Genomic DNA, 19,293 nt, shown 5'->3' with positions numbered 1-19,293 from the left:
TGCTTATCCCTTCTTTCTCATGCTGCAAATAAAGAAACCATCTGTTCCGAAATAATGCGGAAGGATTTGAAGCCTTCCATCCCGAACAAAGGGTCTCGCCTTTTCGGGCAGCCGCTTATCAAGAGACAAATCGGGTTCAAAATCAGGATGTTCTTGTATAAACGCATGGATAACTTCTTCATTTTCTGTCCGATCCATTGTACACGTACTGTAGACAAGAGTGCCACCTTTTTTTACTAATGGCGCAATTTCCCTTAAGATAGACAGCTGGATTTCAGCAAGCCGGGAGCTGTCATTCGGGGTTTTGGTGTATTTCATATCCGGCTTTCTTCTGATCACGCCAAAGCCTGAGCAAGGAGCGTCTACCAAAATACGGTCAAACTGTTCACTTTCAAATGTTTCTCCGGCTTTTCTCGCGTCCATTGTTTTCGCATCAATAATGGAAAGGCCAAGCCGTTCTGACGCTTCTTTGATCAGCTTCACCTTGTGTTTGTGAAGATCAAGCGATGTCACACTTCCCTTGTTCTCCATTAATTCAGCGATATGGGCTGACTTTCCGCCCGGCGCTGCGCACGCATCAAGCACCGTTTCACCTGGCTTAGGGTCAAGGGCCCGGGCAACCAGCATGGAGCTTTCATCCTGGATGGACACTTCGCCTGTCTGGAAGAAATGAGTTCCGGCAATAGTTCCCTTTACAAGCTTCACAGCGTCCTCGGCGAGATCACCTTTTTCCGCTTCGATTCCTTCAGCTGCCATTTGATCAAGTATCTCCGCGCTGTCCGTTTTCATTTGATTGACACGCAACGTTTGCTTAGGCGGAATGAGATGGATGCGGCAAATCTTTTCAGCCGCATCAAATCCGTATGCGGCTACCCACTCTTTCACGAGCCATTCGGGATGGCTTGTTTCTGTCGCAAGCCTGAGAACAGGATCTTCGATGGCGTCAAAGGAAGGGACTCCTTCGCGCTGAATAGAGCGAAGCACGCCGTTGACAAATGAGGCAATGCCTTTATGTCCGCGGTTTTTAGCAATCTCTACCGCTTCATGGATGACTGCCCGGTCGGGAATTTTCTCTAAATATTCCATTTGATATAAGGACAGGCGGAGAAGCTGGATAACCCACGGCTTCACCTTTTGCGGCTTGTTGATAAACGGCTTGAGCATATAATCCAGCGCGATTTTGTTTTGCAATGTACCGTACACCAGTTCAGTCAAAAGCCCGCGGTCTTGATCGCTCAGTTTATTAGATTTAATAACCGATTTCAGGAGCAGGTTACTGTATGACTGATTTTGTTCTAATTTGACCAGCGCCTCCAGCGCAATATCGCGAACGCTATTTGTTTTCATTGTGCACTCCTAACATATCACCTGTCTCAACATGAGCGCCACGGACAAAGTCTTCGCCTCGCATGCGTTTTTTGCCGGCAGGCTGCAGCTCCGTTAATAACAGTGCCGTATCGTTTCCTGTGGCGACGATGATTCCTTCTTTTTCAATAGCAATGACTGTGCCGGGTTCAGCTTTTGCCGGCGCAGCTGTTTTCTTCGCTGCCCACACTTTCAGATTTTGACCATTTAAAGTCGTATAGGCAACAGGCCATGGGTTTAAACCTCGAACTTGGTTATAGAGCTCTTCTCCCGCTCTGGACCAGTCAATCAGCTCTTGTTCTCTTTTAATGTTTGGCGCATACGTCGCTTTCTCGTCATCCTGCTTTTCAGGTGATATGTCGCCGGCTATGACTTGAGGAACTATTTCAGACAAAAGCTTCGCGCCAGCAACGCTTAATTTATCGTGCAGGGTTCCGACATTATCGGTTTCTTCAATGTCTACTTCCACTTTTGAAATCATATCGCCTGCATCTAATTTTTCCACCATGTACATAATGGTAACTCCGGTTTTTTTCTTACCTTGGAGAATGGAATAATGGATAGGGGCCCCGCCTCTCAGTTCAGGCAAAAGAGACGCATGAACATTAATGCATCCGTACTTAGGGCTGTCGAGTAGCTCTTTAGGCAGAATTTGCCCAAACGCTGCCGTCACAATAAGATCCGGCTGTAACGCCAGCACCTTTTCTATTTCTTCTGTCAGTCTGACTTTTTCAGGCTGAAGAACCGGGATGCCGTGACGTAAAGCTTCTTCCTTTACAGGCGGAGGCGTGAGCACTTTTTTTCTGCCCTTCGGACGGTCAGGCTGCGTGACGACCCCCACTACTTCATATCCGTCATCTATCAGGGTTCTTAAAACAGGAACTGAAAAATCGGGTGTTCCCATAAACACGATTCTCGTCATCAAATCATCCTTCCATATCCGCTAGTTCATCTTCTGTATAATATTTGCTTATTTTTGATGTGAACAGCACGCCGTCCAAGTGGTCCATTTCATGCTGCACGGCTCTCGCGAAAAAGCCTCTCGCTTCAAGAATGAACGGTTTTCCTTGACGGTTATACGCCCGCACTTTCACATAATCGGCACGCGTGACCTCTCCATAGACGCCGGGAAAACTCAAGCATCCTTCAACTCCGGTTTGCTCGCCGCTTTGTTCAAGGATTTCCGGATTCACAAGATCAATTCTGCCGCTTTCCTCTCCGATATCAACAACAGCCGCTCTTTTTAAAATACCGATCTGCGGCGCTGCCAGTCCGACTCCATCCATTTCAAGCATGGTATCGTACATATCATCAAGCAGTTTTTTTAGCTTTTTATCAAAAACAGTCACGGTTTCCGCAGGCGTTTCCAAAACCTCCGCGGGATGTGTGACGACCTTTTTCACTGCCAATTCATTACCCTCCAAGACGTGAGATCTTACATCATCATATAAGGATTCATATCAATTGATATCATTACATGCTTTTGTTCAATTTCGCGTTTATAATGTTCCAGTATCTTCTTCAATAAAGCTGATATCTGGGTTTCCTGTTTGTATTTTATCACGCATTGATAGCGATATCTATCTTTGATCCTGGCGATCGGCGATGCGCTTGGACCGAGTATTTTCGTATCTGCCCCGCAGTTTGCTTTCAGAAAGTGTGCGATTTTCTCAGCCGTTACAGCCGCTTTCGCCACTTCCTCGTGAGAAACCGTCACAAGAGCCAAATAGTAATACGGCGGGTAGGATTGCTCCCTCCTGTGTGCCATTTCTTGCTGATAAAACGTTTCATAATCATGCGTCTTCGTCAGCTGGATGCTGTAATGGGACGGCGTGTACGTTTGAATAATGACATTGCCGGGTTTTTCATGTCTTCCCGCGCGGCCGCTGACTTGCGTTAGCAGCTGAAACGTTTTTTCGGCAGATCTGAAATCAGGAATGTGCAGTGTTGTGTCAGCGCTTAAGACTCCGACAAGTGTCACATTCGGAAAATCAAGCCCTTTCGCAATCATTTGCGTTCCAAGAAGTATATCTGCTTTGCCTTCTCCGAAAGCAGACAATAATTTTTCATGGGCACCTTTCCGAGAGGTCGTATCAACATCCATCCGTATGACTCTTGCATGTGGCAGCACCTTTGTTAATTCTTCTTCCACTCTTTGTGTTCCCGTTCCAAAAAAACGGATATGCTCGCTTCCGCATTCGGGACAAGTATGCGGAACAAGTTCTTCATGTCCACAATAATGGCATTTCATCCTCTGGCCGGAACGGTGATACGTCATGGAAATGTCGCAGTGAGGGCATTGCGGAACATAACCGCAGTCCCTGCACATCACAAAGGAGGAATAGCCCCTTTTATTTAAAAACAGCACAGCCTGTTCACCCTTGGCAATCGTTTCTTCAAGCTTTTCCATCAATTCTATTGAAAACATAGAGCGATTGCCGTTTCTGAGCTCCTCTCTCATATCCACAAGCGAAACCTCAGGCATCACTTGGTGATTGACGCGGTGTTTCAGCGAAAGCAGCTCGTACACTCCTTTTTGCGCCCGTGCATATGACTCTAGCGTCGGTGTAGCACTACCTAACACAACCGGACAGCGGTGGTGCTCCGCCCGCTTGATCGCTACTTCTTTTGCATGGTATCGCGGCATTTCCTCTTGTTTATAGGACGATTCATGCTCCTCATCGATGATAATCATCCCGAGATTTTCAAACGGGGTAAAAATAGCGGACCTCGCGCCCACGACAAGCCGCACTTCCTTGCGGTGGATTTTGCGCCACTCGTCATACTTTTCACCAGTGGATAACCCGCTGTGCATCACGGCTACCTGAGAGCCAAAACGCCCTTTAAAGCGATGAACCATTTGCGGCGTTAACGATATTTCCGGTACAAGTACGATGGCTTCTTTTCCTTTCGCAAGCACTTTTTCAATCGATTGGAGATAAATTTCCGTTTTGCCGCTTCCCGTCACTCCGTGCAGGAGAAACACTTGATGTTCATTGTTGTCTAACGTCCGGCGTATCTGCTGAAAGGCCGCGCTCTGCTCGTCTGTCAGCGGCAGCGGTTCTGTTTTTTTGAACATTTTGTCCTGATAGGGGTCTCTGTAAACCTCTTCATAGGTTTCTTTCAGAAGCCCCTTTTGAATCAGGGTCTTGATGGTGGCCGAGCTTGCGTCTGTTTTTTTGCACAGGTCCGCAGCAGGTATTTTCGTGCCTTCCGGTTCCGTCATGAAAAAGTGCAGGATCGCCTGCTGTTTGGCCGCTTGTCGGGATAAACCCTCTGCCTGCTTGGAGAGCTCTTCTTTACCGGCATTGGCCTGAATATACCTAACCATTTTTTTGTTCGCTTTTTGCGCCACTTTATAAGTTACATCGATATGGCCTTTTTGAATCTGCTTCTGGATGATTTTCAGCGTATCGTGATCAGGTATATCGGAATACAGCAAGCTCTTTGTTTCAGAAAACAGCCGTTCTACCTGCGGCGGGATATCCGCACCCTCCGCAATTTTCAGCTCTTTTTCGTATTTCGCTTTAAGTGCGGCAGGCAGCATCGCTTGAAGCGCCGTTATTTTAAAAGACAGCGTTTTGTCTGACAGCCATGACGACAAATTCATCAGTTCTTCTGTCAAAACAGGCGTAAGATCTAATAAATCCTCCACTTCTTTGACAGATCTACCTGAAAGATCAGACGTTTCTTTGACAGCTGTCACAAACCCTTGAATTTTACGGGGGCCAAACGGAACAATGACCCTCATTCCCGTTTTGATCATACCTTTAAGATGGTCTGGGATTTTGTAATCAAACGGCCTGTCTATATTTTTGGTGCTGACATCTACGATGACTTCGGCAAAATTCATGAGGGCTCTCCGGTTTGTTTTAAGAGCGCTGCGATTTCTTCAAAAATGTCAAAAGAAACATCGAGCTTAGACATTTTCGGAAGCTCGCGTTTGCGCCCGTCTTTGAAAAAGAGCGTCACAATATTCGTATCAGCACCAAAACCGGCCCCTGCCGCTTTCACATCATTCGCCACAATCATGTCAAGATTTTTGGCAGAAAGCTTTTGGCGGGCGTAATGTTCCACATCTTGTGTCTCAGCAGCAAAACCGACTAACAGCTGATGCTGTTTTTTCTCGCCCAATTCTTTTAAGATATCGACTGTTCTTTTTAATTCAAGGGTCATTCCGCCGTCTTGCTTTTTCATTTTTTGGTCAAATACTGTTTTTGGCGTAAAATCGGCAACAGCAGCTGTTTTAATGACGACGTCGCTTCCTTCATACACAGAGAGCACTGCATCGCGCATGTCCGCAGCCGATTGGACCGGGATAAACTGTGAAAGCCCTTTAGGGACATCAAGCGAAACCGGCCCTGAGATCAAGGTCACGTTTGCACCGAGTCGCACCGCAGCCTCAGCTAATGCGTATCCCATTTTACCCGTCGATTTATTCGTGAAAAAACGTACAGGATCAACTGCCTCCCGTGTCGGGCCTGCTGTGATCACAACATGTTTCCCTTCTAAAGGCGCGTTTTTTTCCTCTGCAAAATGCTTTTCCGCAAGCTTCACGATGTTTTCGGGTTCTTCCAATCTTCCTTTTCCGACGTAACCGCATGCTAAATAGCCCTCGCTCGGCTCAATAAAACGAAAACCATCCTGATATAGGACAGAAATATTGCGTTTGACTGCCGGATGATCATACATATGCACATTCATGGCGGGCGCAATCCATACCGGAGCTGTTGCCGCTAACAAGGTTGTTGTCAGCATATCATCTGCAATGCCGTTGGCCAATTTACCAATCACATTGGCCGTAGCCGGCGCTACGATAATCAGGTCGGCCCAGTCAGCTGCGTCTATATGAGAGATGACGCTTGGATTTTGTTCTTTAAATGTATCTGTATATACCTCATGGCGGCTCAATGCCTGAAATGTCAGCGGTGATACGAACTGGCACGCAGATTCAGTCATAATGACTTTAACATTTGCCCCCGCCTGCACCAGTTTGCTTGTCAGCGCACAGGCTTTATAAACAGCGATGCCTCCGCTCACGCAAAGTAACACATTTCGATTGTTCAGCAATGACTTCTCCCCCTCTGCAATATAAAAACAGCACGGAAAAAAATAACAACCTACATGATATAGGTTGCTACTTGTGCTACTATTCGCGGTCTTCCTTTTCAAACGAAAGCAGGCCTGCATCAATTTCTTCTAAAGCTTTGCCTACATATTTGTGTGAAATCGTATGTTCAATCATCTGGTCTTTTTTGATTTGCATTTCACGCGCGCGTCTAGCAGAAACGGTTACGAGCGTGTATTTTGAATCCAATTTATTCATTAATGAGTCAATTGACGGATCTAACATCAGTTATTCAACCTCCAGCATTTTCTTATATCTTGGTGCAACGCGCTCACGCTTCAAATGTTCCGCGAGAACGATTGCTTTAATTTTGTCGCAAGCCGTTTCGATATTATCATTTTCCACAACGTAATCATATGCGTCCATCATTTCGATCTCAGCTTTTGCGGCTTTCATGCGATTTTCAATCAGAGCATCTGTTTCCGTTCCTCTTGTCACAATTCTGTTCTTCAGTTCAGAAAGACTTGGAGGCGCAAGGAAAATAAACAAGCCTTCCGGGAAAGCATTTCTCACTTGAAGAGCGCCTTGAACTTCGATTTCTAAAAAGACGTCTTTTCCTTCTTGGAGCGTCTGTTCAACATAATCGACCGGAGTGCCGTAATAATTGCCTACATATTCTGCCCATTCAAGCAGCTTATTGTCTGCAATCATTTGCTCGAATTCTTCTCTCGTTTTGAAAAAATAATCGACTCCGTTCACTTCGCCCTCTCGCGGGTTTCTCGTTGTTACTGAAATCGAATACTCGAATTTTGTGTCTTCCTGCGAAAAAATCGCTTGCCGAACCGTTCCTTTACCAACTCCTGAGGGACCTGAGAGAACGATTAATAACCCTCTTTCTTTCATGCGGCAATTACCCCTGCCCTTCATCCATAATTTCTTCTTTAACAGAAAGTCTGTGTGCAACTGTCTCAGGCTGGACGGCAGATAAGATAATGTGATCACTATCCATGACGACAACTGCACGGGTTCTTCGTCCGTATGTAGCGTCAATTAGCATTCCGCGGTCTCTTGCATCCTGGATCATCCGTTTGATTGGCGCAGACTCCGGGCTGACAATCGAAATCATCCGATTGGCGGAGATAATATTGCCAAATCCGATATTAATCAGTTTAATCGTCATCTTCTACGTTCCCCCTGTAAAATAGACGTCTCTAGTTTAGCCTAGCAAGTCCGTCTGTAAACAATACGCACAGTTACTATTCTATATTTTGCACTTGTTCTTTTATTTTTTCAATAGAACTTTTCATTTCGACGACAAGCTTTGTGATCTGGTGATCATTTGCTTTTGAGCCGATTGTATTTGCTTCCCGATTCAGCTCTTGGACAAGAAAGTCGAGTTTGCGCCCGACAGCTCCGCCTTCAGCTAATATATCACGAAACTGAGCGAAGTGGCTCTTCAGCCTTGTAATCTCTTCTGTAATATCAGAGCGATCTGCAAAAATAGCGCATTCTGTAACAAGCCGGCTCTCATCCAACACGTCTTCGGTCCATTCCTTTATTCTGGCGTAAAGCCGTTCCCTGTAACGAGATACCGCATCGGCTGCCAAAGATTCGGTCTTTTCGGCCAGCTCTTCAAGCTGGTCAATATGCATCAGACAGTCTTTGGCTAGAAGCAGCCCCTCTTTTTCGCGCATCTCACAGAGTCCTTTTACAGCTTCCTCTGCAGCAGCTGTTATTAACTCCTCAAGCTTTTCGCTTTGTGTCTGCTCCTCATGAATCTGGACGACATGTTCAAGCTTGAAGAAGTCCATGACATCAGGCTCTGCGGACAATTGATATCGCTTTTTCATATCCTCTGCAGCTGCGACAAACTCATCGAGCAGCGGCCAATCAATGTCAAGCCTTCTCTCTACGAGCATATCACTGTCAACGGAGACGAAAAGCTCAATTCTTCCGCGCTGTATGTACTGCAGAATCGTCTGTTTCAGCTTATCTTCTAAATATAGCAAAGGCCTTGGCAAACGAGCGTTCACTTCTTTAAACCTGTAATTCACAGATTTAAGTTCAACGCTTACAGAGAGATCATCTTGTGTTTTGCTTGCACTGCCGAAGCCTGTCATACTCCGTATCATAAATAAAACACCTAATTTCTTCCCTGTTCTCAAAATAAAAGGGCAATAGACATGCTATTACCCCTAAGATTATATCATATGAATTTATTTTTTTCTTGTCAAAAGTGACCCCGCCAGCAAAAAAGTAGGGATGGCCGACATGCCGATGACAAGCATCCAGTCTCCCGGCGTGATGGCAACCGTGTGGAAAATTGGCTGGAGCGGCGGATAGTAAATAACCACCAGCATCAGTAAAATTGATGACAATACAGCGCCGATCAGATACAAGTTTTCAAACGGATTTCTGGAAAAAACAGATGTTTCGCTCCGGCAGTCAAATACGTGAATAAGCTGAGCCAGCACCAACGTTGCAAACGCAATTGTCTGAGCATAAGACAAATTCTCAGGATTGCGGTGATACACGATGATAAAAGCCAAAATCGTGGCAGCACCAATTAAAAATCCTCTGGAGACCACCTTCCATCCAAGCTTGCGGGCAAACACCCCTTCTTTCGGGTGACGCGGCTTCCGCTTCATAACGTCACCTTCCGGCTGATCCATGCCGAGCGCCATCGCCGGCAATCCATCTGTCACCAAGTTGACCCACAAAATCTGAATCGGCACGAGCGGCAACGGAAGGGCAAGCAGCATGGCGAAAAGCATGACCAGAATTTCTCCTACGTTAGAAGCCAGCAGGTATCGGATAAATTTTCTAATATTTTCATAAATATTTCTGCCTTCTTTAATCGCCGATTTGATGGTTGCAAAATTATCATCTACGAGAATGAGGGATGATGCTTCCTTCGCCACATCCGTTCCTGTAATCCCCATGGCAACGCCAATGTCAGCCTGCTTGATAGCGGGAGCGTCATTGACGCCGTCTCCTGTCATCGCAACGATATGTCCGTTTTCCTGATACGCTTTAACAATTTTCAATTTATGCTCAGGAGAAACGCGGGCAAACACATACACATCCTCCACTACGTCAGAAAGCTCTTCTTGTGAAAGCTCATTCAGCATCTGGCCGTCCATGATTTTTCCGTTTTTCGGGAGGAGACGCAAATCTTTCGCTATAGCTTTTGCTGTCTCAACATGATCCCCTGTAATCATGACGGTCTTAATTCCCGCTTCACGGCATTCTTTAATCGCCTGTCTGACTTCAGGCCGCGGCGGATCAATGATGCCTGAAAGGCCAAGCATTGTCAGATCTTTTTCCGCCTGCTCCATTGACGGTGTTTCCCCCGCTTTTACCGGTCTATAGGCAACAGCAATCGTACGGAGCGCCTGGGAAGCCAGCTGCCGTAATACTGCCTCTGTTTCTGCTTTTCTCTCATTTGAGAAGGGGGCGGCAGAGCCGTCATAATAAATACGGTTGGACCGCTGCATCAGGACATCCGGCGCGCCTTTCGTAATGATATAGCGCTTTTTGTCCTGATCCTCTACAATGACGGTCATCATTTTTCGTGCTGAATCAAACGGAAACTCCTCAACCACCCGGTAATGAGATTCCACAAACTCCTTTGAAAAGCCGCCTTTTCTTGCCGCAGTGAGCAGCGCCCCCTCTGTCGGATCTCCGTCAAGCACATAGTCACCGTTTCTTTTCTCAATATTCGAGTTGTTACAAAGCGCGCCGAATAACAGCATTTGCTCAAGCGGCTTATGCTTATTCACACTGACCTCTTTATCGTTCAGTGTGAAGCCTCCTTTCGGATCGTAACCCGTGCCCGACACTCTCCATGTTTTTCCTCCGGACCATACATGTGTGACCGTCATTTTGTTTTGCGTCATCGTTCCTGTTTTATCTGAACAAATAATAGAGGCACACCCAAGCGTCTCAACCGCTGGAAGCTTTCTCACGATTGATTTTTGCTTGATCATACGCTGTACACCCAATGACAGCGCTACTGTCACAATGGCTGGAAGCCCTTCTGGAATGGCGGCTACCGCTAGTGAGACACCGGCTAAAAACATACTGTACAGATCGTGTCCCTGGATCACGCCGACAGCGACAACGAGTACGGTGAGCAGCAAAGCGACAACAATTAAAATTTTTCCGAGCTGCTCGAGCCTTCTTTGCAGCGGGGTCGACAGAGTTCCCGCCGATTCAAGCATGTCAGCGATTTTCCCCATAGCCGTGTTCATTCCTGTACCGACGACAACACCCACACCGCTGCCGCGGGTGACGATGGTTCCCATAAAGGCCATATTCGTAATATCCCCCAGCGACACATCGGGTTTTTTCAATTTATCCGCATGTTTCACAACCGGGATTGACTCTCCGGTTAACGCTGATTCTTCAATTTCCAGGCTTTTCGCTTCGACAATCCGGACATCTGCTCCAATCCGGTCGCCGCTTGTAAACTTCACAATGTCGCCCGGCACCAGTTCTTTAGAAGGAATCTTTGTCCAGCTTCCTTCCCTGAGCGCCATCACATGAGGAGTTGACAGCTCTTTTAATGCCTGAAGAGATTGCTCTGCACGCCGTTCTTGAAAAAACCCAAGTATGCCATTCACAAACACAATCGCAATAATCGCAACCGCATCCACATATTCACCAAGAAACCCTGAAATGAGTGTTGCCGCAAGCAGCACAAGCACCATAAAATCTTTAAACTGGGCTAAAAACAAAATAAGCGCTGATGTTTTTTTCCCTTCTTGAAGCTCGTTTGGCCCATGCTTGTCGAGGCGTTTTTTCACCTCTTTTTCAGTTAATCCTTGTTTCATGGACGTATTTGTTGCCTCTAATAAATCTGTTTGTCCCATTTCATGAAACTTCATTCCGCTCGTCCACTCCCCTGCTCTCTTATAGAGATATCACTCTATAAGCATGCTTATTCTGACTCGTCCCATTTCATGCTATAATTATCGAATGCAGGAAGAATGAGAGGGTGTATTATATATGTCGTTTGATGGCATGTTTACATACGGAATGACACACGAACTGAACGAGCGAATAACGGGCGGACGGATCACGAAAGTCCATCAGCCTTATAAGCACGATGTGATTTTTCACATCCGTGCCAATGGAAAGAACCAAAAACTTTTATTATCGGCACACCCAAGCTATTCACGGGTGCATATCACGGCCCAAACGTATGAAAACCCGAGTGAACCACCGATGTTTTGCATGCTGCTGAGAAAGCATATTGAAGGCGGATTTATTGAAAAAATTGAACAGGCGGGGCTTGACCGCATTATGATTTTTCATATTAAAAGCCGCAATGAAATCGGTGATGAAACGCATCGAAAGCTTTATGTCGAAATTATGGGCCGCCACAGCAATATCATTCTGACGGACGGAGAGGAAAATGCGATCATCGACGGGCTGAAACATTTATCTCCGTCAATGAACAGCTACCGTACCGTACTGCCGGGCTACGATTATAAGCTTCCGCCGGCCCAGGATAAGATCCCGCCGCTTGAAGCAACTGAAGACGACATTTTGCGTCATCTCAGTTTTCAAGAAGGGCGGCTAGATAAACAAATTGTTGACCATTTTTCCGGTGTTTCTCCGCTGTTCGCAAAAGAAGCTGTCCAAAGAGCGGGCCTTGCCAACAAAGTAACACTTCCAACAGCGCTGCTGGAGCTCTTTAGAGAGGTAAGGGAGCACCGCTTTACCCCTAACATTACGACTGTTAACGGGAAGGATTATTTTTATCTGCTGGAGCTGACTCACCTTAAAGGAGAAGCACGCCGCTTCGATTCATTAAGTGAGCTGCTGGACCGTTTTTATTTCGGAAAAGCTGAGCGGGACCGGGTTAAACAGCAGGCCCAGGATCTTGAGCGTTTTGTTGTGAATGAACGGAAAAAGAACGCTAACAAAATCAAAAAACTGGAAAAAACACTGGAGTATTCGGAAAACGCTAAGGAATTTCAGCTTTACGGGGAGCTGCTGACTGCAAATTTATATATGATGAAAAAAGGCGACAAACAGGCTGAAGTCATCAACTACTATGATGAGGAAAATCCGACAATTACCATCCCGCTGAATCCGAACAAAACGCCTTCAGAGAATGCGCAGGCCTATTTCACTAAGTATCAGAAGGCGAAAAACTCAGTTGCCGTTGTCGAAGAACAGATCAGGCTGGCACAGCAAGAAATTGAATACTTCGACCAGCTGATTCAGCAGCTGTCGTCCGCTTCTCCGCGTGATATCAGTGAAATCAGAGAAGAGCTTGTGGAGGGGAAATATTTACGACCTAAGCAGCAAAAAGGACAGAAAAAACAAAAACAGAACAACCCTGTTTTAGAAACATACGAATCTTCTTCCGGTATCACTATTTTAGTCGGCAAAAACAACCGCCAAAACGAGTATTTAACGACCAAAGCAGCAGCCAGAGACGACATATGGCTTCACACGAAGGATATTCCGGGCTCCCATGTCGTCATCAGAAGCAGCGAGCCTGATGAACAAACAATTATTGAAGCCGCCACAATCGCAGCTTATTTTTCAAAAGCAAAAGATTCAAGTTCTGTGCCTGTTGATTATACAAAAATCAGGCATGTCAAAAAGCCGAACGGCGCAAAGCCAGGCTTCGTGACTTATGACAGCCAGCATACCGTCTTTGTCACACCTGATGCGGATATTGTCATCAAGCTGAAAAAAAGCTGAGCAGCACAAAGAAAAGCCAGAGCATTGTATGCTCTGGCTTATTTCTTTCTTCTTACCTGATAAAGCCTGTCAACTTCAGCGACAAAATCGCCTTCAATCAGTTTATCCACTCTTTCAGCAAGCTCTTTTGTGTGCTTTGGACTGGCTCCGCTTGTAGAGACAGACACCGTTACATGCCCTCTTTTTACGATTTTCGGCATATACACATTACCCAGCTCAGCATTACTGGCACAGTTGACAAGCTGGGAAGACGATGCGCTTTGAGCAATCTCTTTATTCACAGCGGCATCATCCGTTGCGGCAATAATCAAAAAAGCATCGAGATAATCCTCTTTTTCAATCGTACGGCAGACCCATCTGATACGGCGATTTTCTGCCATCTGTTTGATTTCCGGTTCAACATCCGGACTGACAATCGTAATATCCGCTCCCTCTGATAGCACCGATTTCAGCCTTCTGAGCGCAATGTTGCCGCCCCCTGCAATCACAACCTTTTTCTTCTGCAAACTAATGTGAAGCGGGAGCATATAAACCTCCGTCAAAATCAAATTGCCCCTCATGGTTGTCGGCCGTTTCTTTCACACGATGTAAAAACGCCTTTTTCACATGCGGATGGAAACCGATATAGGAAGAGAGGTAGACATTTGGATTTTCTGCCTTCAATTTCTGGACCTCACGTTCAATCTCATTCATCAGCATCCCGGTAAACAGCAAATACGGAACAATAAAGGTCGTCACGCTGTCATCTTTTTTCAGTTCAGAAAAAATCTCTTTGTAATTGGGACCGCATGCTGTCATAAAACATGGAATCACTTCGCTGACGGGCATGATATTTTGAAGCAATCTGGCAATTCCGGTTACGTCTCTTTTTACATCTGGGTCTGAGCTTCCCCTGCCGATGAGCACAACCCTGGCGTTTTCGTACGGAACACCTATGTCTTTAACACGATGATAGACCGCTTTGACCACTTCTTCGTCAATCCCGATCGGACTGCCGTATGAAATACGGACTGAAGGATACCGGGACGCGGCACGCGCAATTTCTTCCGGAATATCATGTTTGGCATGCGCAGCCGTTAAAAGAAGCAGAGGCACCACTGCGACATGAGTGGCGCCTTGCTTCACACATGCTTCAAACCCTGTCTCAATTGCCGGCTCCTGCAGCTCCAAAAAACTGATTTCCTGAACAGGCGCAGAGATGTGCGCTTTGCATCCTTCCAAAAATGCAGCGGCCTCTTGCTGCGCCTTTTTTACCCGGCTGCCGTGGCCGACATATAAAATCGCTTGTTTCATTTACAACGCCTCGCTTAAATCTTGTTTTTTCAGCTCAGATTCAAACCATTCCAGCTTATAGTGATAATTTACAACATTTCCTACGACAATTAAACTAGGATTTTTAATGTCTTCTTTTTTCACCGTTTCTGAAAGGGTGTCAACTGTACAAAAAACAGATTTTTGCTTGTCCGTTGTTCCCCAATGAATAAACGCTGCCGGAGTAGCACCGTCCCGGCCGTTTTCCAGGAGTTTTTTTTCGATCTGCTGCACATTTTTAATGCCCATATAGATGACAAGTGTATCAATCCCTGTGGCCAGCGCTTTCCACTTTTCCTCAAAATCCTCTTCTTTTTTATAATGCCCCGTTACAAAAGCCACGTTAGAGCCCGCGTCCCGATGAGTGACAGGAATCCCGGCATAAGCAGCTGCCGCGATTCCCGATGTAATACCGGGGACAATTTCAAACGGAATGCCATTTTCAGAAAGGCATTCCGCTTCTTCTCCCCCTCTGCCGAACACAAATGGGTCTCCGCCTTTCAATCTGACAACGGTTTTCCCTTTTTGCGCATACTTCACAAGAAACCGATTGATGGTTTCCTGCTTCATTGTATGAAAATCTGGAAGCTTCCCGCAGTAGATCAGGTCCGCCTGCTCCTTGGCATATTGCAAAATCTCTTTATTTACTAATCTGTCATATAGGATTACGTCAGCTTTTTCAATGGCTTTCAGCGCTTTAATTGTCAGCAAATCAGGATCTCCGGGACCTGCTCCTACAATATATACTTTCCCCATCGTCTTTCCCCCGATCTATTCGAGTTCTTCCAGAACGTTCGCTGCGATGTTGTTCTAGTTTGCATTTTCGGCATCTGAGAAGAACACAGCTGAGCGGCGTTTAGCTCAATTGCTGCTTTACAAACTCGATCAGCTGATTTTTGCACTCTTCACGATTATATTGTCCTGAGTCAAGGACAAGCTCAGGAGCTTCCGGCTCTTCATAAGGAGAATCAATGCCTGTGAAGAACGGAATTTCCCCATTTCTTGCTTTTTTGTAGAGCCCTTTTGGATCTCTTTGTTCACAAATATCGAGGTCGCATTTAATGTAAACTTCGTTAAATTCGCCTGCTTGCACAAGCTGGCGAACCTGGTCTCTGTCCTCACGGAAAGGAGAGATAAAAGCGGTAATGACAATGGTGCCCTGCTGCACAAAAAGTTTTGCCACCTCTCCGATTCGGCGGATGTTTTCCTTTCGGTCTTCGTCAGAAAAACCGAGATCTTTATTTAAACCGTGGCGAATGTTGTCACCATCCAGCACAATGACTTGATAGCCTTGTTCAAAAAGTTCTCTCGCAGCAGCATTGGCAATGGTTGATTTGCCTGAACCGCTTAAACCCGTCAGCCAGAGAATGGAGCTTTTATGTTTGTTTTTTTGCTGATACTCTTCTTTTGTAATAGAGGCTTCATGCCATACAATATCGCGATTTGTCACTGCCAGTCCTCCTTAAGAAACGCCTGCTTCTTCTTTTTTCTTCATGCCTTTAATTAACACTTCAACAACTTCTGCGCGGCTGAATTCTGCAGGCGGCAGCACACCGTCTCTCAGCATCCCTCTCACCTTGGTGCCTGATAAAATCACGTGATGCTCTCTGCCATGCGGGCACGTTTTTGCCGTTCCCATATTTCCGCATTTTTCGCAGAAGAAGCTGTGCTCGAATTTCAGCGGTGTAATGCCGAGTTCTTCTGGTTTAAATGTGTCAAACAGCTCCTGGGCTTCGTACGTGCCGTAATAGTCACCGACACCGGCGTGATCGCGGCCGACAATGAAATGTGTGCAGCCGTAGTTTTTTCTGACAAGCGCATGGAAAATCGCTTCTCTCGGACCGGCATAACGCATTGCAGCCAAGAAAACACCAAGGAAGACACGGTCTTTCGGGTAATAGTTGTCAAGAAGCACTTGATAGCTTTCCATCCGGACATCAGCCGGTATGTCATCAGATTTTGTTTCGCCGACAAGCGGATTTAAAAACAAACCGTCCACTGTCTCAAGAGCTGTTTTTTGAATATATTCATGCGCTCTGTGAACAGGATTTCTTGTTTGGAAACCGACAATTGTTTCCCAGCCTTTTTCTGCAAACTGGCGTCTTGTTTCCGCCGGTTCAAATGTAAACTCAGGGAATTGTTTAGAAGCTTTTTTAATCAATGTGATTGGACCGCCGATATATGTATCGCCGCGGCTGAACAGTTTTTTCACACCCGGATGAGCCTGATCATCTGTTTTATACACGTTAACAGCTTCTTTTTGTTTGTCAGGCACGTATAAGTCTTCGATTTGGATAACGCCGTATGTTTCTCCGTCATACGTTAATTTTACTGTTTCCCCGACTGACAGTTCGGCTGCTTTTTGTGCATCTACCGGCAGCGTGATCGGAAGAGACCATACAACACCGGAAGCAAGACGCATGTTTTCAACAACAGATACGTAATCCTTCTCATTAAAGAAGCCTTCGATCGGGCTGTATCCGCCGATTCCGATCAATTCCAGGTCAGCAAAAGAAATCAAATCCAGTTCAATTTCTTTCTGAATGCCGCTTATATCATATGACTCATTTACTCGGTTTACCAGTTTTCCTCCATGTGGTGCTAAACTCATAATATTCATTTCCTCCTAGTTAACAGATAAAATAACTCAGATTAATAGTTAAATTCCCCCGCCTTGATCGTGGACAGAGCGTCTCTCTTTACGAATGGCTTTTGTCAGGCTGACGGCACCGCCTGCAGCTAAAAGCACACTTACCATGATAAAGATTGAATAATAATCCGCCTTTAAAAACATAGAGACAAGCAAATAAGAGATGGATAAAGATAAAAACGGCGACACGATCCATACTTTCAGCATCGTTTGAACGACCTGTTTATGAAATACGTTTGGGCCGTTTTTCGCCATGCCTATTCCGATAATAGACGATGACGTTACTTGCGCCAAGGGTACTGGCATTCCAAATATAGAGCTGATGATCACCAGTCCTGCTCCTGTTCCGGATAGGAGAATGCCTTCTCCTTTTGAAAACCTTGTAATTTTCTTCCCGTTTGTTTCTAATACCCTGCGGCCTAATATCAGTGCGCCCAGAGCTACAAAAGCTCCCCCATACAGGGTTCCTTTCTCTACATCCAGTACGCCGGCAGCCACTAACGGGCCAACGGCATTCGCCACATTATTCATGCCCGCAGAGAACGCTTCAAAAAAACCAGCGCATAGCAAAGTGATGCCAAGGACGTTTTGTTTTCGGGAAGACGTAATTTCAATCTTAAAATAACGAAACAGCTTTGCTACAAAAAATGTGAAACCGAAAGCGAACAGTGGAACGAAAATCCAAAATGAAACAATAATCAGAAGATTGTTTACAAACAACACTTTGTACGCCACGCCCACGCCGACAACTGCCCCGACCGTCACTTCACTTGTCGATAAAGGAATGCCGAGCAGATTAGCTGTAAATAGCGACAGCGCAGCAGCCCCGATAATGATGCAAACAATCGTCAGCGTGATCGTCTGTTCGGGGATAATACCAGAACTGATGGTTTTCACAACTTCGCCCCCGCCAATGACAGCCCCGGCCAGCACACCAACGGCGCATATGATCAAAGCGTAGGTTTTCTTTTTGATGGCCCCAGATCCGTAAGCAACTCCCATTGAAGCTGCAGCGCCGCTTGCGCCAATATTCACTGCAAAAAACAAGCTAAATAAAATAGCGGCTAATTCCATTTTGCAGCTCCTTATTCATGCAGTCCGCATTCTGTTTTCGCCATACCGTTCCATCTTCCTGAGCGCAAGTCCTCTGCAGTAAATGCAGGTGACGTACAAGGCGCGCAGCCAATACTTGGATACCCTTGGTCGTGGAGCGGATTGTAGTCCAGCTCATTTCGAGAAGTGTATCTCCAGATGTCTTTCCAAGTCCAATGGATAAGCGGGCAAACTTTTACTGATTTGAATTTCTCATCTTTGTTTAAGAAATTCGTATTGGCACGGCTTGGCCCTTGATCGCGGCGCAGGCCGGAGAGCCATGCCGGGTGGCCGGAAAGCGCCTCTCTTAAAGGAACGATCTTTCTGAGATAGCAGCATTGATTCGGCTCTCTTTCCCACAGTTTATCACCGTGTTCTTCCGCCTGTTCCTCAAGAGTAAGGTTCGGTTTCTTCAGGATGATATGAAGGCCGGGGTAGCGCTCCTTGACGCGTTCTATCGTTTCATAGGTTTCTTTAAAATGAAGCCCTGTATCGAGAAATACAATCTCTGCGTCTTTTTTCACTTTATAGATTAAGTCAATCAGAACGATTCCTTCAATTCCGAAACTGCAGGCATAAACAAGCTGATTGCCGTAATGGCCGTAAGCCCATTTTAAAACTGACAGCGCCCCTTTATAAGGATCGTCCTCTGGAAATGTAATCGTTGGTTCTTCCCAATTATCGTACGTTAACATTTCTTCTTTCCTCCTTTCGGAGACAAACAAACAGTAGCTTTCTGCCGGTTGTCTTTTCCCATTGTAATGTGATGCGGCTGCTGTTTTCTCCGTAAACAGCCCCTCTTAAAATAAAAAACTTTCAATCCGGCGGAAAGAAAGACAGGAACTGCATGTAGCCCTTATCTTTCAAAATGGAATACATTTTGCTGGAAGTAGCACCTTACACATTGTGCAGGTTGCCGGGCTTCATAGGACCAGTCCCTCAGCCGCTCTTGATAAGTTTTTCAGATTTGTAGTAAATTTTAGCACAATTCTAACATAAGTCAACCCGAGTTTTTTTATAGGATTAATAAAAAAACAGACCCAAAGGCCTGTTTTCAATCGTGGCAAGGCATTAAAGCTCTTCA

General features: G+C 45.8%; 18 protein-coding genes and 1 riboswitch. Of the genes, 1 reads left to right on the top strand and 17 read right to left on the bottom strand.

All coding sequences use genetic code 11. The features are described from left to right. Positions 1–3: 3 nt before the first annotated feature. The 10 genes from rsmB to NSU16_RS08425 all read right to left on the bottom strand — a co-directional run bounded on the left by rsmB (position 4) and on the right by NSU16_RS08425 (position 11,322). Complete coding sequence (rsmB, locus tag NSU16_RS08470; protein WP_339192509.1) at positions 4–1,347, bottom strand: 16S rRNA (cytosine(967)-C(5))-methyltransferase RsmB; 1,344 nt, start codon at positions 1,345–1,347, stop codon at positions 4–6. Then, positions 1,334–2,287, bottom strand: coding sequence for a methionyl-tRNA formyltransferase (gene fmt, locus NSU16_RS08465; protein ID WP_339192508.1), 954 nt, complete (start codon positions 2,285–2,287; stop codon positions 1,334–1,336). The genes rsmB and fmt overlap by 14 nt, the downstream gene beginning before the upstream one ends. A gap of 4 nt (positions 2,288–2,291) precedes the next feature. Further along, the gene (def, locus tag NSU16_RS08460) at positions 2,292–2,774 is read right to left on the bottom strand and encodes a peptide deformylase (RefSeq protein ID WP_229150074.1); all 483 of its coding nucleotides are present in this window, start codon (positions 2,772–2,774) and stop codon (positions 2,292–2,294) included. 26 nt (positions 2,775–2,800) lie between these two features. After that, complete coding sequence (gene priA, locus NSU16_RS08455) at positions 2,801–5,218, bottom strand: primosomal protein N' (RefSeq protein WP_339192507.1); 2,418 nt, start codon at positions 5,216–5,218, stop codon at positions 2,801–2,803. Then, the gene (coaBC, locus tag NSU16_RS08450; protein ID WP_326227025.1) at positions 5,215–6,435 is read right to left on the bottom strand and encodes a bifunctional phosphopantothenoylcysteine decarboxylase/phosphopantothenate--cysteine ligase CoaBC; all 1,221 of its coding nucleotides are present in this window, start codon (positions 6,433–6,435) and stop codon (positions 5,215–5,217) included. The genes priA and coaBC overlap by 4 nt, the downstream gene beginning before the upstream one ends. 79 nt (positions 6,436–6,514) lie before the next feature. Then, positions 6,515–6,718, bottom strand: a complete 204-nt coding sequence (rpoZ, locus tag NSU16_RS08445; RefSeq protein ID WP_003221520.1) for a DNA-directed RNA polymerase subunit omega — start codon at positions 6,716–6,718, stop codon at positions 6,515–6,517. 3 nt (positions 6,719–6,721) lie between these two features. Beyond that, positions 6,722–7,336, bottom strand: a complete 615-nt coding sequence (gene gmk, locus NSU16_RS08440; protein WP_168747782.1) for a guanylate kinase — start codon at positions 7,334–7,336, stop codon at positions 6,722–6,724. Between the two features lie 7 nt (positions 7,337–7,343). Continuing rightward, a complete protein-coding gene (gene remA / locus NSU16_RS08435; RefSeq protein WP_003154355.1) occupies positions 7,344–7,613 on the bottom strand; it encodes an extracellular matrix/biofilm regulator RemA in 270 nt (89 codons plus the stop codon). Between the two features lie 76 nt (positions 7,614–7,689). Continuing rightward, entirely contained in the window at positions 7,690–8,565 is an 876-nt protein-coding gene (locus NSU16_RS08430; protein WP_127695255.1) for a YicC/YloC family endoribonuclease, read from the bottom strand. Between the two features lie 84 nt (positions 8,566–8,649). Next, entirely contained in the window at positions 8,650–11,322 is a 2,673-nt protein-coding gene (locus tag NSU16_RS08425) for a calcium-translocating P-type ATPase, SERCA-type (RefSeq protein WP_029441247.1), read from the bottom strand. A gap of 121 nt (positions 11,323–11,443) precedes the next feature. Between NSU16_RS08425 and rqcH the strand changes: the two genes are divergently transcribed. Next, positions 11,444–13,156, top strand: a complete 1,713-nt coding sequence (gene rqcH, locus NSU16_RS08420) for a tRNA modification protein RqcH (RefSeq protein ID WP_339192506.1) — start codon at positions 11,444–11,446, stop codon at positions 13,154–13,156. Between the two features lie 38 nt (positions 13,157–13,194). On the opposite strand, the gene sirC is transcribed toward rqcH, so the two are convergent. The 7 genes from sirC to NSU16_RS08385 form a co-directional block, all read right to left on the bottom strand. Then, entirely contained in the window at positions 13,195–13,683 is a 489-nt protein-coding gene (sirC, locus tag NSU16_RS08415; protein ID WP_339192666.1) for a precorrin-2 dehydrogenase, read from the bottom strand. Then, positions 13,664–14,449 carry a sirohydrochlorin chelatase gene (gene sirB, locus NSU16_RS08410; protein WP_339192505.1) on the bottom strand — a complete coding sequence of 262 codons (786 nt, stop codon included), beginning with the start codon at positions 14,447–14,449 and terminating at the stop codon, positions 13,664–13,666. Before sirB ends, sirC begins: the two co-directional genes overlap by 20 nt. Next, complete coding sequence (gene cobA, locus NSU16_RS08405) at positions 14,450–15,223, bottom strand: uroporphyrinogen-III C-methyltransferase (protein ID WP_168747777.1); 774 nt, start codon at positions 15,221–15,223, stop codon at positions 14,450–14,452. It lies immediately after the preceding gene. 100 nt (positions 15,224–15,323) lie between these two features. Continuing rightward, positions 15,324–15,917, bottom strand: a complete 594-nt coding sequence (gene cysC, locus NSU16_RS08400) for an adenylyl-sulfate kinase (RefSeq protein ID WP_326197071.1) — start codon at positions 15,915–15,917, stop codon at positions 15,324–15,326. Positions 15,918–15,929: 12 nt separating this feature from the next. Next, the gene (sat, locus tag NSU16_RS08395; protein ID WP_010334194.1) at positions 15,930–17,078 is read right to left on the bottom strand and encodes a sulfate adenylyltransferase; all 1,149 of its coding nucleotides are present in this window, start codon (positions 17,076–17,078) and stop codon (positions 15,930–15,932) included. A 48-nt stretch (positions 17,079–17,126) separates the two neighbouring features. Beyond that, positions 17,127–18,191 carry a sulfate permease gene (cysP, locus tag NSU16_RS08390; protein ID WP_268471208.1) on the bottom strand — a complete coding sequence of 355 codons (1,065 nt, stop codon included), beginning with the start codon at positions 18,189–18,191 and terminating at the stop codon, positions 17,127–17,129. An 11-nt stretch (positions 18,192–18,202) separates the two neighbouring features. Continuing rightward, positions 18,203–18,904 carry a phosphoadenylyl-sulfate reductase gene (locus NSU16_RS08385; RefSeq protein ID WP_010334192.1) on the bottom strand — a complete coding sequence of 234 codons (702 nt, stop codon included), beginning with the start codon at positions 18,902–18,904 and terminating at the stop codon, positions 18,203–18,205. Positions 18,905–19,062: 158 nt separating this feature from the next. After that, positions 19,063–19,168: riboswitch (SAM riboswitch) on the bottom strand. Positions 19,169–19,293 lie beyond the last annotated feature (125 nt).

Origin of the sequence: Bacillus sp. FSL K6-1003 (genome assembly GCF_037964945.1) — a bacterium.
In the GTDB taxonomy this organism is placed as follows: Bacteria; Bacillota; Bacilli; order Bacillales; family Bacillaceae; genus Bacillus; species Bacillus mojavensis.
Note: the sequence above shows the minus strand (reverse complement) of the source record. Positions and strands in the feature narration are given on the sequence as shown.

Bases quoted from the DNA above. Each gene is read 5' to 3' on its own strand.
- rsmB (WP_339192509.1), bottom strand. From the start codon at position 1,347: ATGAAAACAAATAGCGTTCGCGATATTGCGCTGGAGGCGCTGGTCAAA.
- fmt (WP_339192508.1), bottom strand. From the start codon at position 2,287: ATGACGAGAATCGTGTTTATGGGAACACCCGATTTTTCAGTTCCTGTT.
- priA (WP_339192507.1), bottom strand. From the start codon at position 5,218: ATGAATTTTGCCGAAGTCATCGTAGATGTCAGCACCAAAAATATAGAC.
- rpoZ (WP_003221520.1), bottom strand. From the start codon at position 6,718: ATGTTAGATCCGTCAATTGACTCATTAATGAATAAATTGGATTCAAAA.
- gmk (WP_168747782.1), bottom strand. From the start codon at position 7,336: ATGAAAGAAAGAGGGTTATTAATCGTTCTCTCAGGTCCCTCAGGAGTT.
- remA (WP_003154355.1), bottom strand. From the start codon at position 7,613: ATGACGATTAAACTGATTAATATCGGATTTGGCAATATTATCTCCGCC.
- NSU16_RS08430 (WP_127695255.1), bottom strand. From the start codon at position 8,565: ATGATACGGAGTATGACAGGCTTCGGCAGTGCAAGCAAAACACAAGAT.
- NSU16_RS08425 (WP_029441247.1), bottom strand. From the start codon at position 11,322: ATGAAGTTTCATGAAATGGGACAAACAGATTTATTAGAGGCAACAAAT.
- rqcH (WP_339192506.1), top strand. From the start codon at position 11,444: ATGTCGTTTGATGGCATGTTTACATACGGAATGACACACGAACTGAAC.
- sirC (WP_339192666.1), bottom strand. From the start codon at position 13,683: ATGCTCCCGCTTCACATTAGTTTGCAGAAGAAAAAGGTTGTGATTGCA.
- sirB (WP_339192505.1), bottom strand. From the start codon at position 14,449: ATGAAACAAGCGATTTTATATGTCGGCCACGGCAGCCGGGTAAAAAAG.
- cobA (WP_168747777.1), bottom strand. From the start codon at position 15,223: ATGGGGAAAGTATATATTGTAGGAGCAGGTCCCGGAGATCCTGATTTG.
- sat (WP_010334194.1), bottom strand. From the start codon at position 17,078: ATGAGTTTAGCACCACATGGAGGAAAACTGGTAAACCGAGTAAATGAG.
- cysP (WP_268471208.1), bottom strand. From the start codon at position 18,191: ATGGAATTAGCCGCTATTTTATTTAGCTTGTTTTTTGCAGTGAATATT.
- NSU16_RS08385 (WP_010334192.1), bottom strand. From the start codon at position 18,904: ATGTTAACGTACGATAATTGGGAAGAACCAACGATTACATTTCCAGAG.